13 protein-coding genes are annotated in these 12,453 nt (G+C 68.0%); 11 read left to right on the top strand and 2 right to left on the bottom strand.

Annotation, left to right across the window (positions count from 1 at the left end; genetic code table 11):
• Positions 1-37 precede the first annotated feature (37 nt).
• Together mnmC and CLU95_RS01210 are read right to left on the bottom strand one after the other, a co-directional pair.
• Positions 38-1,846 (bottom strand): FAD-dependent 5-carboxymethylaminomethyl-2-thiouridine(34) oxidoreductase MnmC, encoded by a 1,809-nt coding sequence (gene mnmC / locus CLU95_RS01215; protein WP_257214502.1) that lies wholly within the window; start codon positions 1,844-1,846, stop codon positions 38-40.
• A 7-nt stretch (positions 1,847-1,853) separates the two neighbouring features.
• On the bottom strand, positions 1,854-2,129 hold the full coding sequence (locus CLU95_RS01210; protein WP_013541095.1) for an oxidative damage protection protein: 276 nt from the start codon (positions 2,127-2,129) through the stop codon (positions 1,854-1,856).
• Positions 2,130-2,267: 138 nt separating this feature from the next.
• On the opposite strand from CLU95_RS01210, the gene CLU95_RS01205 reads away from it, so the two are divergent.
• The 11 genes from CLU95_RS01205 to CLU95_RS01155 all read left to right on the top strand — a co-directional run bounded on the left by CLU95_RS01205 (position 2,268) and on the right by CLU95_RS01155 (position 12,365).
• Positions 2,268-3,317, top strand: a complete 1,050-nt coding sequence (locus CLU95_RS01205) for a sulfate ABC transporter substrate-binding protein (protein WP_099789625.1) — start codon at positions 2,268-2,270, stop codon at positions 3,315-3,317.
• Positions 3,318-3,416: 99 nt separating this feature from the next.
• Positions 3,417-4,001 (top strand): NADPH-dependent FMN reductase, encoded by a 585-nt coding sequence (ssuE, locus tag CLU95_RS01200; RefSeq protein WP_099789623.1) that lies wholly within the window; start codon positions 3,417-3,419, stop codon positions 3,999-4,001.
• Positions 4,002-4,127: 126 nt separating this feature from the next.
• Positions 4,128-5,177 (top strand): sulfonate ABC transporter substrate-binding protein, encoded by a 1,050-nt coding sequence (locus CLU95_RS01195; RefSeq protein WP_099789620.1) that lies wholly within the window; start codon positions 4,128-4,130, stop codon positions 5,175-5,177.
• 23 nt (positions 5,178-5,200) lie between these two features.
• Complete coding sequence (locus CLU95_RS01190) at positions 5,201-6,160, top strand: sulfonate ABC transporter substrate-binding protein (protein ID WP_099789618.1); 960 nt, start codon at positions 5,201-5,203, stop codon at positions 6,158-6,160.
• 148 nt (positions 6,161-6,308) lie between these two features.
• The gene (gene ssuD / locus CLU95_RS01185; protein WP_099789615.1) at positions 6,309-7,478 is read left to right on the top strand and encodes an FMNH2-dependent alkanesulfonate monooxygenase; all 1,170 of its coding nucleotides are present in this window, start codon (positions 6,309-6,311) and stop codon (positions 7,476-7,478) included.
• Positions 7,479-7,486: 8 nt separating this feature from the next.
• Positions 7,487-8,347, top strand: coding sequence for an aliphatic sulfonate ABC transporter permease SsuC (gene ssuC / locus CLU95_RS01180; RefSeq protein WP_099789612.1), 861 nt, complete (start codon positions 7,487-7,489; stop codon positions 8,345-8,347).
• Positions 8,348-8,358: 11 nt separating this feature from the next.
• On the top strand, positions 8,359-9,321 hold the full coding sequence (locus tag CLU95_RS01175) for an aliphatic sulfonate ABC transporter substrate-binding protein (protein ID WP_099789610.1): 963 nt from the start codon (positions 8,359-8,361) through the stop codon (positions 9,319-9,321).
• 4 nt (positions 9,322-9,325) lie between these two features.
• On the top strand, positions 9,326-10,156 hold the full coding sequence (locus tag CLU95_RS01170) for an ATP-binding cassette domain-containing protein (protein WP_099789607.1): 831 nt from the start codon (positions 9,326-9,328) through the stop codon (positions 10,154-10,156).
• A gap of 36 nt (positions 10,157-10,192) precedes the next feature.
• Positions 10,193-11,482 (top strand): O-acetylhomoserine aminocarboxypropyltransferase/cysteine synthase family protein, encoded by a 1,290-nt coding sequence (locus tag CLU95_RS01165; RefSeq protein ID WP_099789604.1) that lies wholly within the window; start codon positions 10,193-10,195, stop codon positions 11,480-11,482.
• A 16-nt stretch (positions 11,483-11,498) separates the two neighbouring features.
• A complete protein-coding gene (locus CLU95_RS01160) occupies positions 11,499-12,095 on the top strand; it encodes a malonic semialdehyde reductase (protein WP_099789601.1) in 597 nt (198 codons plus the stop codon).
• 54 nt (positions 12,096-12,149) lie between these two features.
• Entirely contained in the window at positions 12,150-12,365 is a 216-nt protein-coding gene (locus tag CLU95_RS01155) for a TOBE domain-containing protein (RefSeq protein WP_007829250.1), read from the top strand.
• Positions 12,366-12,453: the final 88 nt, after the last annotated feature.

The raw sequence follows: 12,453 nt of genomic DNA, 5'->3' as shown, positions 1-12,453 counted from the left end.
TGCATTGTGCGGTGCGCGCGTGACGATGGGGAGCGGGTCAGTCCGAACCGGGCCAGAGCCGCTGCGTGCCCAGCGCCTTGGCGAGCGTCTGAGGCAAGGGCAGCGGTTCGCCGTGCCATTGCGCCGCTAGCAGCTCGGCGCACAGCGTGGCGAAGCTCAGGCCGCGCGAACCGAGTGCGGTGCAGGCCCAGAGACCGTCGTCGGCGCCCGGTGCCAGCGGGCCAACCAGCGGTCGCCGGTCGCCCGAGGCGCAGCGCACGCCGACCCAGGTGTGGGTTTCTCCCTGCGCGAAGGCGGGCGCCAGCACTGCGGCGGCGCCGGGATGCAGGCGCGTGAGCCGGTCGCGGTTGATGAGGCGGTCGGCATCGGTGGGGGCGAGGTCAGTGCTGTCGCGGTCGAAGGTGGCACCGATCAGCCAGAGCGGCTGCGGCGCCTCGCCATCGGGCACGCCGGCGATCAGGTGGCCGTCGCCGTTGATGGGCGTGACGGGCAGGGCGGTGCCGTCCGCCCGGCCCCAGGCGACCTGGCCGCGCACGGGTTGCAGCGGCAGGTCGGGCGCGAAGTGGTGCGATTCGAAGCCTGCGGCCACGACGACGCGGTCGGCTTCGGTGAGCAGGATGCCGGCGTCGTCGAGCAGCTGCCAGCTGCCGTCCGATCGTGCGAGGCGCGCCACGTGGCAGTTGCCACGGAACTCGATGCCCGGTTGGCTCAGCCACGCGGCGATCAGCCGGTGCGGACGCACCCAGGCCGCGCGCGCATGCCAGAGCGCCGGCGTGTCAGGCGGCAGGCCGGCCGCCGCGAGCCGGTCGGGCTGTGCAGGCCACGATTCGTTCGGCCCGTCCGCGCTCCAGCCGGGCGGTACGCGCACGTCGCCGTCGGGCCGGCGTTCGAGTGACCCGTGGGCGCCCCAGTCGCAACCGTTTTCGAGCCGTTGCGTCAGTTCGGTCCAGGTCGCGCGAATGCCGGCGCGCGTGAGCCGCGACAGCAAGGCGTCGTCGGACGACACATGCGGCGCCAGCAGCCCGACCGGTAGGCCCGAGGCGCCCGCGGCCGGCGCGTCGGCCGCATCGAGCACGGTGACCCGCCAGCCGCGCCGCGCAAGGCTGGCCGCGACCGCAGCACCCGCGAGCCCGGCGCCGATCACCGCGCAATGGCCGGGCGCGTCGACGCCTTCTCGCGCCGGCTGGCGGCGTCGCACGGTCCAGGCGGGCGCGAACGCGCCGCGCAGGCTGCCGGTGTGCGGGTCGAGCTGGAAACCGTTCCGCGCCAGCGCATGACGCACCCCGTCGTCGTCGGTGCGGGCCGCGAGGCCGGTGCCCTGGCGGGCGAAGCGCGACACTGCCTTGAGCGTGTCGGGCAAGGCGGTCGCGGGGTCGAAGCCGTCGAGAAAGAGGCTGTCGGCCTCGAAACGCTGGGCGCGCAGCATCGGCTGCAGCTCGCCGACGCACAGCGTGAGCAGCACGCGGCCGTCGTCGAAGGCCAACCGGTGGAAGCCCGGCAGCAGGCCGTGCCATTGAGCGGCCAGTTCCCGGGCGAGCGGCGCCAGGTCAGGCGAAGCTTCGGCCGCGCGCAGCAGATCGCCGGCCAGCGCCGGATGGGCGTCGACCGCAACGTAATGCAACAGGCGCGGCCGGTGCGGGTCAGTGCGCCAGGCCTGCCAGGTTGTCAGGAAATGAAGGCCCAGCCCGAAGCTGGTTTCGAGAATCCGCCATTGCGGACGCCCGGACCAGGCGGCGGGCAGGCCGCAGCCGTCCAGAAACACACGGCGCGAAAGCGCCGGTGTGTCGTTGTCGAGGGGGGAGGTGTCGCCGGAGCGCGCGCCGAGCGGAGTGCCGTCGGCGGCCACGCCGAATTCAGGCTGCAGGAGGGGGAACGTAGCCTTGCGCCACGTCGGCGCCTTCGCCGAAGAAGTGCTTTTCCATCTGGCGTGCCAGGTACTGGCGGGCGCGCAGGTCGGCCAAATTCAGCCGGTTTTCATTGACCAGCATCGTTTGTTGCTTGAGCCAGGCGGCCCAGGCTTCCTTGCTGACGTTTTCCCACAGGCGCTTGCCCAGGTCGCCGGGGTACGGCGGAAAGTCGAGTCCTTCGGCCTCTTTGCCGAGCTTGATGCACTGAACCATGCGTGCCATTTGATTGCCTCTTGTGGGGGAAAGCGGGTGCTTAGTTGATTTGGCTATTTAGAACTGAGAACTTGGTCGTTCCAGTTCCTATATGTCGTATTCAGAATACGCAGCTTCATTGATATGCCTTTTTAAGAGCAAGACACCATGAGCCTTCGCCGCGACTTTATCAAGCTTTCCCTGGGTGCCGGCGTGGCCGGTGCCTTGGCCCTGTCGGCATTGCCGTCGTTTTCGCAGGGCGCGGCGGGTGCCAAGGGCCCGGTGACGCTGCTCAACGTGTCGTACGACCCGACCCGCGAGCTGTACGTGGACTACAACCAGGCCTTCGCCAAGTACTGGAAGGCCAAGACCGGCCAGGACGTGAGCATCAAGCAGTCGCACGGCGGCTCGGGCAAGCAGGCCCGCTCGATCATCGACGGCATCGATTCCGACGTGGCCACGCTGGCCCTCGGCGGCGACATCGACGCACTGGCCACGCATGGCGGCCTCGTCAAGGCCGACTGGCAAAAGCGCCTGCCGCACAACTCCGCTCCCTACACCTCGACCATCGTGTTCCTGGTGAAGAAGGGCAACCCCAAGGGCCTGAAGGACTGGAGCGACCTGGTCAAGCCCGGCGTGCAGGTGATCACGCCCAACCCCAAGACCTCGGGCGGCGCCCGCTGGAACTACCTGGCCGCGTGGGAATTCGCCAAGCGCAAGTACGGCGGCGAGGCGCAGGCCAAGGAATTCGTCGGCAACCTGTACAAGAACGTGCCCGTGCTCGACACCGGCGCGCGCGGCTCGACCATCACCTTCGTGCAACGCGGCGTGGGCGACGTGCTGCTGGCCTGGGAAAACGAAGCCTTCCTGGCGCTGAAGGAATTCGGCCCCGAGAAGTTCGAGATCGTCGTGCCGTCCATCTCCATCCTGGCCGAGCCCAGCGTGGCGGTGGTCGACAAGGTGGTCGACAAGAAGGGCACGCGCGCCGTGGCCGAGGAGTACCTGAAGTACCTGTACTCCGACGAAGGCCAGGACATCGCCGGTCGCAACTTCTACCGCCCGACCTCGGACAAGGCCAAGGCCAAGTACGACAAGCAGTTCCCCAAGCTCACGCTGGTGACCATCGACGAAGCCTTCGGTGGCTGGGCCAAGGCCGACAAGGCGCACTTCGCCGACGGCGGCTCCTTCGATCAAATTTACGCGCCCAAGCAGAAGTAAGCGCAGCAGTTCCGGAATCGATCGCTGGTGGCACCCCGTGGAAGGGCGCCGGGGATCGCTTCGCCCTGAATTTCTCCTGAAGCCCAACGAAAGTTTCTCGTGTCCGTTCTCCTGATTGCCGGCAGCCCTTCGGCCCCGTCCCGTTCCACCGCCTTGCTCGACGCGGTGGGCGAGCGGCTGGCCCAACGCCATGCGCGCATCGAGCGGCTCGCGATCCGTGAGCTGCCGGCGCAAGCGCTGCTGCTGGCCGAGTGGGCGCATCCGGCCATCGAGCGTGCCATTGCCCAGGTGGCGGCGGCCCGCGTGATCGTGGTGGCCACGCCGGTCTACAAGGCGGCCTACAGCGGCGTGCTGAAGGTCTTTCTCGACCTGCTCGCGCAGAACGCGCTCAAGGGCAAGACGGTGCTGCCATTGGCCACCGGCGGCAGCCCGCACCACATGCTCGCGCTCGACTACGCACTGCGCCCCGTGCTGCAGTCGCTGTCGGCGCGCCACATCCTGCCGGGCGTCTACGCGAGCGATTCGCAGATCGCGCTGACGCCCGAGAACGCCTACCAGGTGCACCATGACCTGGCGGAGCGCCTGAACGAGGCCGTCGAGGTGCTCGCGACCGAAGGCTTGAAGCTGCCGGCCACGCACGGCTTCGAGCCGGTGCCCTTTTCCCGTGTGCGATGTAGCGTTTGACGACCGGGTTCCTCGCTGAACCCGGCCCCGGCCAGACCTCTTTCCGTTCCCCGTTTTTCGAAGCCGCCTGTGTGCGGCCGGGGGATCGCTTTGCCTCACGTTTTTGCACCAAGCAAGGAATTCCGCATGAACCCCGTCGCTCCCGAAGACTCCGTGTTCGAAGTCGCGCCGCGCTCCTTCTGGCAGGCGCTGCGCGACCTGGCCATCAGCGCCATCGTCGTCACCGCCATCGCGCTCATCGTGAGCTTCATCTCCGCCGCTTCGGCGCATGCGCAAGGCAAGCCCAAGGGCGAGCTGCGCATCGGCTACCAGAAGTCGGCCAGCCTGTTCGTGCTGCAGAAGGCGCAGGGCACGCTCGAGAAAAAGCTGTCGCCCCTGGGCTTCGGCGTGAAGTGGGTCGAGTTCCCGGCCGGACCGCAGCTGCTCGAAGGGCTGAACGTCGGCGCGGTCGACGTGGGCTATGTCGGCGAAGCGCCGCCCATCTTTGCGCAGGCCGCGGGTGCCAGGTTCGTCTACTTCGGCTACGACCCGGCCGCGCCGCGCGCCGAGGCGATCCTGGTCACGAAGGATTCGCCCATCGCCTCGGTGGCCGATCTCAAGGGCAAGAAGGTCGCGCTCAACAAGGGCAGCAACGTGCACTACCTGCTCGTGAAGCAGCTCGAGAAGAACGGCCTGAAGCTGTCCGACATCCAACCCGTGTACCTCGCGCCCGCCGACGGCCGCGCCGCCTTCGAAAGCAAGAACGTCGACGCCTGGGTGATCTGGGACCCGTTCCAGGCCGCCGCCGAGAAAGCCACCGGCGCCCGCGTGCTGGCCGATGGCACGGGCGGCACGGGTGGTGCCTTCGGCGTGGTCAACAACTACCAGTTCTACCTGGGCGAGCGCGGCTTCGTGAAGAAACACCCGCAGGTGATCGATGCGCTGTTCGCCGATTCGGTCGAGCAGGGCATCTGGCTCAAGAAGAACCTGCGCCAGGCCGCCGAGCTGATCGCGCCGCTGCAGGGCCTGCCCGTGGACGTGGTCGAGCTGGCGCTGCGCCGCTACGAGTTCAACGTGAAGCCGATCACCGCGGCCGTTGCGGCCGACCAGCAGCAGATCGCCGACACCTTCTACGCGCTGAAGCTCATTCCCAAGCCCATCAAGGTCGGCGACGCGGTCGTCACCGCCCAGCCCTGAGAAGTTTCAAAGGATCACTTTCCATGACCCGCATTGCCATTCCCCGCCGCCGCCTGCTCCAGGGCGCGGCCGCCGCCCTCGCGCTGCCGTCGTCGTTCGCCGCCTTGGCGCAGAGCCCCACGCGCCAGTTGCGCATCGGTCACCAGAAGGGCTACCTGAGTGTGCTCAAGGCCCGCGGCACGCTCGAGAAGCGGCTCGCGCCACTGGGCGCCACCGTGAAGTGGACCGAGTTCACGGCCGGCCCGGTGCAGCTCGAGGCTCTGAACGTCGGCTCGATCGACTTCGGCGACGTCGGCGAAGCACCGCCCATCTTCGCGCAGGCCGCCGGCGCGCCGCTGGCCTACGTGGGCGCCACGGTGCCGCGCCCGAAGACCGAGGCGGTGCTGGTGCCCAAGAGCTCGGCCATTCAAACCGTGGCCGACCTCAAGGGCAAGAAGATCGCGCTCAACAAGGGCTCGAACGTCCACTACTTCATCGTCAAGCTGTTCGAGAAGCACGGCCTGGCGTACAGCGACCTGAACCTGGTCTACCTGCCGCCCGCCGATGCGCGCGCCGCCTTCGAAAAGGGCTCGGTCGACGCCTGGGTGATCTGGGACCCGTTCCTGGCCGCCGCGCAGCAGTCGCTCGACGCGCGCATCCTGGCCGACGCCGTGGGCGTGGTCGGCAACCGCGCCTACTACTTCTCGTCGCTCGACTACGTGGCGAAAAACGCCGACGTGCTGGCCGTTGCGATCGAAGAGGTCAACAAGATCGACCAGTGGGGCGCCGCCCACCGCAACGAACTGGCCACCGAGCTGTCGGCGATCTGGGGCCTGCCCAAGGCGGTGGCCGACCTGTCGCAAGGCCGCACCGCCTACGGCACCGGCCCGATCACCAAGGCCATCCTGGCCGAGCAGCAGCAGATTGCCGACACCTTCTTCGCGCTCAAGCTGATTCCCAAAAAGATCAACGTGCTCGAAGCCGCCGGCGCGGGGATCGCGTGATGACCGCCGTGTTGTCGACTGCATTGCACGAACGCGCCGGGCGCGTGCTCGCCCTCACGGCGCGTGCCTGGGGCGTGGTGTCTGCGCCGCGCCGCTTTCCTTTCCTGCTTGCCATCTGAGCAAACAAACGAACGATCGAGAGTCCCCGATGCAGATCTTCTGGTTCCTCCCCACGCACGGCGACAGCCGTTACCTCGGCACGAGCGAAGGCGCGCGCGCCGTCGACCTGCCGTACCTGCAACAGATCGCCGGCGCAGCCGACCACCTCGGCTACGAAGGCGTGTTGATTCCCACCGGCCGCTCCTGCGAAGACCCGTGGGTGATCGCGTCCAGCCTGATCGGCGCGACGAAGAAGCTCAAATTTCTGGTGGCGGTGCGCCCGGGCCTGCACCAGCCCAGCCTGGCCGCGCGCATGGCTGCGACCTTCGACCGGCTCTCGGGCGGGCGACTGCTCGTGAACCTCGTCACTGGCGGCGACCAGGCCGAGCTGGAAGGCGACGGGGTGTACCTCGACCATGCGGCGCGCTACGAGCAATCGGCCGAGTTCATCCGCATCTGGCGCGAGATCATTGCGCGCAGCCACGAGACCGGCACCTACGACTACGAAGGCAAGCACCTGAGCGTGAAGGGCGCGCGCCTGTTGTTTCCGCCGGTGCAAAAGCCTCATCCGCCCGTGTGGTTCGGCGGCTCGTCGGCCGCGGCGCACGACCTGGCCGCCGAGCAGGTCGATGCCTACCTGACCTGGGGCGAGCCGCCCGCGGAGGTGGCGAAGAAGATCGCCGATGTGCGCGCACGCGCCGAACGCCAGGGCCGCACCGTGCAGTTCGGCATCCGCCTGCACGTGATCGTGCGCGAGACCGAAGACGCCGCCTGGAAGGCCGCCGAAGAACTCATCAGCCGCGTCGACGACGACACCGTCGCGCGCGCTCAGGCCGCCTTTGCGCGCATGGACTCCGAAGGCCAGCGCCGCATGGCCGCGCTGCATGCCGGCGGCGCCAAGCGCGGGCGCGCCGACCTGGAGATTGCGCCCAACCTGTGGGCCGGCGTGGGCCTGGTGCGCGGCGGCGCGGGCACGGCGCTGGTCGGCGATGCCAAGACCGTGGCGGCGCGCATCGAGGAGTACGCGGCGCTGGGCATCGACAAGTTCATTTTCTCGGGCTACCCGCACCTCGAAGAGGCCTACCGCTTCGCCGAGCTGGTGTTTCCGCTGCTCTCGCGCAAGGCGAAGACGCAACTCGCGGGCGGCTCGCTGAGCGGCCCCTTCGGCGAAATCGTCGCCAACCTCGATGCGCCTTCCCGACTCGTCTCGCAAAGCTGAGGACACGCATGACCGAACAAGTACAGGAACTGCCGGCGGTGGCGCCGGCATCGAACACCGCAGGGGACGCAGGCAGCGCGCTGCGAGGCTTCGGCCTCAACGTCGCGAAGCGGCTCATCCCGTGGCTGGTGCCCGTGGGGCTGATCGTCGTCTGGCAGATCGCCTCGTCACTGGGCTGGCTCTCGACGCGCGTGCTGCCGGCGCCGGTCGACGTGGTCAAGGCCGCGTGGGCGCTCACCGTGTCCGGCGAGCTCTGGACGCACGTGAAGGTGAGCGCGGGCCGTGCGCTCGCGGGGCTCGCCATCGGCGGCGGTGCGGGGCTGGCGCTGGGCCTGCTGACCGGCTCGGTGAAGTTCTTCGAGACGCTGCTCGACTCCACCATCCAGATGGTGCGCAACATCCCGGCGCTGGCGCTGATTCCGCTCGTGATCCTGTGGTTTGGCATCGACGAATCGGCCAAGCTGTTCCTGATCTCGGTGTCGGTGTTCTTCCCGATCTACCTGAACACCTTCCACGGCATCCGCAACGTCGACCCGCAGCTCATCGAGATGGGGCGCACCTACGGCTTGTCGCGCTGGCAGCTGTACCGCGAGGTGATCCTGCCGGGCGCGCTGTCGTCGATCCTCGTGGGCCTGCGCTTCTCGCTGGGCCTGATGTGGGTGATCCTCATCGTGGCCGAGACCATCTCGGCGCAGGCCGGCATCGGCTACCTCACGATGAACGCCCGCGAGTTCCTGCAGACCGACATCGTGCTCGTGGGCATCCTGCTGTACGCGCTGCTCGGCAAGCTGGCCGACCTGTTCGCACGAGGTCTGGAGCAGTGGTGGCTGCGCTGGCACCCCGGCTACCAGAAGAAGTCGGCGAAGTGAGGGCAGGGCACATGAACCACCTCCTCATCAATCGCCGCACCGTCATTGCGACGCTGGGTGCGCTCAGCGCCGGTGCCGTGCTGGCGCAGCAGCAACGCCCCGCCACCGTGCGGCTCGGCTATCAGAAGTCGTCCACGCTGATTGCGCTGCTGAAGGTGCAAGGCACGCTCGAGAAGCATCTCGCGCCGCTCAACGTGACGCTGAGCTGGCACGAGTTCACCAGCGGCCTGCCGCTCTTGGAGGCGCTGAACCTCGACAACCTCGACATCAGCGCCGACGTGGCCGACACCGTGCCCGTGTTCGCACAGGCCGCGGGCGCCGACCTGACCTTTCTGGCGCAGGAGGCACCATCGCCCGCCGCGCAGGCCATCGTCGTGCGCGACGATTCACCGCTCAAGACCGTCGCCGATCTCAAGGGCAAGAAGGTCGGCTTCGCGAAGGCGGCTGGCGCGCACTACCTGCTGATCGCCGCACTGGAGAAGGCCGGCCTGTCGCTCAAGGACATCGAGCCTGCGTACCTCACGCCCGCGGACGGCCGTGCTGCCTTCGAGAAAGGCGCCATCGACGCCTGGGTCGTGTGGGACCCGTTCCTGGCGGCGGCTCAGCGCCAGTCGAAGGTGCGCATCCTGGCCGACGGCACGGGCATCGCGTCGTACCAGCGCTACTACCTGGCAAGCACCAAGTTCGCGAAGGCGCGGCCCGACGTGCTGCGCGTGGTCTACGCCGAGTTGGAAAAAACCGGCAAGTGGGTCAAGCAGAACCCGAAGGAAGCGGCCGCCTTGCTCGCGCCCGTGTGGGGGCTCGACGCCCCGACCATCGAACAGGCCAACAGCCGCCGAAGCTACGCGGTGCGGCCCGTGGCGGCCGGCGGCCTGGCCGAACAGCAGCGCATCGCCGATGCCTTCTTCGCCGAGAAGCTGCTGCCCAGAAAAATCAATGCGCTGAACGTGGCGCTGTTCAACCCCGGGGCCTGAATTCATGAGTGCCGTTCTGAAAGACATCCAACCCCCCGCCATCGCCGGCGGCGTGCGCCTCGAGGCGCGCGGCCTGCACAAGCGCTATGGCGAGCGCGAGGTGCTGCGCAACACGCAGCTCACCATCGAGCCGGGCCAGTTCATCGCCATCGTCGGGCGCAGCGGTTGCGGCAAGAGCACGCTGCTGCGGCTCATCGCGGGCCTCGAAGAAGCCAGCTCCGGTGGCCTGTACACCGACGGGAAGGCCGTGAGCGGCCTGCACGACGACACGCGCATCATGTTCCAGGAGGCGCGCCTCCTGCCCTGGCGCCGCGTGCTCGACAACGTGACGCTGGGCCTGCCGAACGACGCCAAGGCGCGCGGCAAGGAAGTGCTGGCACATGTCGGGCTGGCCGATCGCGAGAACGAATGGCCGGCGCGCCTGTCGGGCGGGCAGCGCCAGCGTGTGGCCCTGGCGCGTGCGCTGGTGCACCACCCGCGCCTGCTGCTGCTCGACGAGCCGCTGGGCGCGCTCGACGCGCTCACGCGCATCGAGATGCACCGCCTCATCGAGAACCTGTGGCAGCGCCACCGCTTCACCGCGCTGCTGGTGACGCACGACGTGCAGGAAGCCGTGGCGCTGGCTGATCGCGTGATCCTCATCGAGGACGGCCGCATCGCGCTCGACGAAAACATTGCGCTGGCCCGCCCGCGCTCGCAGGGCGATCCGGCCTTTGCCGCCATCGAGAAACGAATCCTCGACCGGGTGCTGCAGAAGTCCGAAGAGACCGATGTGGAAAGCACCGATGCCAGCTGGCTCACACCTCAAGCCCATGCCTTGCGCTGGGCAATTTGAGTCGTTTCATTCCTTCCCCATTTGAAAGGCAGTCGCATGTCGCAGAACTGGAAATTCGAAACCCTGTCGGTCCACGCCGGCTATTCGCCCGAGCCCACCACCCGTGCCGTGGCGCCGCCGATCTACCAGACCGTGGCCTACGCCTTCGACAGCGCGCAGCATGGCGCGGACCTGTTCGACCTGAAGGTGCCGGGCAACATCTACACGCGCATCAACAACCCGACGCAGGACGTGCTGGAGCAGCGCGTGGCCGCGCTCGAAGGCGGCATTGCCGCGCTGGCACTGGCCTCGGGCCAGGCGGCCGTGACCTACGCGATCCAGACCATCGCCGAGGCCGGTGACAACATCATCAGCAGCACCGCGCTCTACGGCGGCACCTACAACCTGTTCGCGCACACGCTGCCGCAGTTCGGCATCACCACGCGCTTCGCGGACCACCGCGACCCGAGCAGCTTCGAGAAGCTGTTCGACGAGAAGACCAAGGCGGTGTTCGTCGAATCGCTGGGCAACCCAGCCGGCAACGTGACCGACATCGCGGCCATCGCCGAAATTGCGCACCGCCACGGCGTGCCGCTCATCGTCGACAACACCGTGCCCTCGCCGTACCTGAGCCGGCCCATCGAGCACGGTGCCGACATCGTGGTGCACTCGCTCACCAAGTACCTCGGCGGCCACGGCACCAGCATCGGTGGCGCCATCGTCGACTCGGGCAAGTTCCCGTGGGCCGAGCACAAGCAGCGCTTCAAGCGCCTGAACGAACCCGACGTGAGCTACCACGGCGTGGTCTACACCGAGGCGCTGGGCCCGGCCGCCTATATCGGCCGTGCGCGCGTGGTGCCGCTGCGCAACACGGGCGCGGCCATCTCGCCGTTCAACGCCTTCCTGATCCTGCAGGGCATCGAGACGCTGGCACTGCGCATGGACCGCATCAGCAGCAACGCGCTCGCGGTGGCGCAGCACTTGAAGCAAAGCAAGGCCGTCAACTGGGTGAACTACGCCGCGCTCGAAGACCATCCCGACTACGCGCTGGCGAAGAAGTACTTCGGCGGCCGTTCGAGCGGCGTGCTGACCTTCGGCATCGGCGCGGGCCGCGAGGGTGGCGCGAAGTTCCTCGATGCGCTGAAGCTCTTCACGCGCCTCGTGAACATCGGCGACGTGCGCTCGCTGGCCACGCACCCCGCATCGACCACGCACCGGCAGCTGTCGCCCGAAGAGCTGGCCCGGGCCGGCGTCACCGAAGACACGGTGCGCCTGTCGGTGGGCATCGAGCACATCGACGACCTGATTGCCGACCTCGACCAGGCACTCGCCGCCGCGTCGCACTGACACAGCGTTCCAGGATATGACCAGTCTGCAAGCCATTCCCGACGCCGCGCTCGACCAGCTGTTCCGCAAGGCGCGCACCGTGCACGCCTTCAAGCCGGTGCCCGTGACCGACGCCCTGATCCATCAGCTGTATGACCTCGTGAAGTGGGGGCCGACCGCCTACAACGCCCAGCCCGCGCGCTATGTGTTCGTGCGCAGCGAGGAGGCCAAGGCCAAGCTGAAGCCGGCCGTGTCGGCGGGCAACACCGCGCAGACGCTGCAGGCCGGCGTGACGGTGATCGTTGCGCACGACACGCGCTTCTACGAGCACCTGCCCACGCAGTTCCCCGCCTACGACGCCAAGCCCTTCTTCGAGAAGAGCGCCGAAGCCGCGCAGGCCACGGCCTTCCGCAACAGCAGCCTGCAAGGCGCCTACCTGATCCTGGCGGCGCGCTCGCTCGGGCTCGACGCGGGGCCGCAGTCGGGCTTCAACGCCGACCTGGTCGACAAGGCCTTCTTCCCCGACGGCCGCTATCGCGCGAACTTTCTCGTCAACCTCGGCGTGGCCGACCACGCCGGCACCTTCGAACGTGGGCCCCGGCTGGCGTTCGACGACGTGGCCGAGATCGCCTGAACGCCGGCCGTTTTTTCACTCACAACCCCTGTCAACCCTGAAAGAGAAATCACCATGTCCATCCAAGCCATCAACGTCCGCAACCAGTTCAAGGGCAAGGTCCGCGAAATCATCCGCGGCGACGTCGTCTCCGAAGTCGATGTCGAAACCGCCTGGGGCATCGTCACCTCCGTCATCACCACGCGCTCGGTCGACGAGCTGCAGCTGAAGGTGGGCTCCGACGTGGTCGCCCTCGTGAAGTCGACCGAAGTTTCGATCGCCAAGCTCTGACGGACCCTCGGGCTTTGCGATTCCCCGGTGCTGTCTTGGTGCCGGGGTTTTTCACGTCTGCGTGCTCGAGACGCTGTTTCAGGGCGCG

Origin of the sequence: Variovorax sp. 54, from assembly GCF_002754375.1 — a bacterium.
Taxonomy (GTDB): Bacteria; Pseudomonadota; Gammaproteobacteria; order Burkholderiales; family Burkholderiaceae_C; genus Variovorax.
The sequence above is the reverse complement of the archived record's forward strand: the minus strand, read 5'-3'. Positions and strand labels throughout refer to the sequence as shown.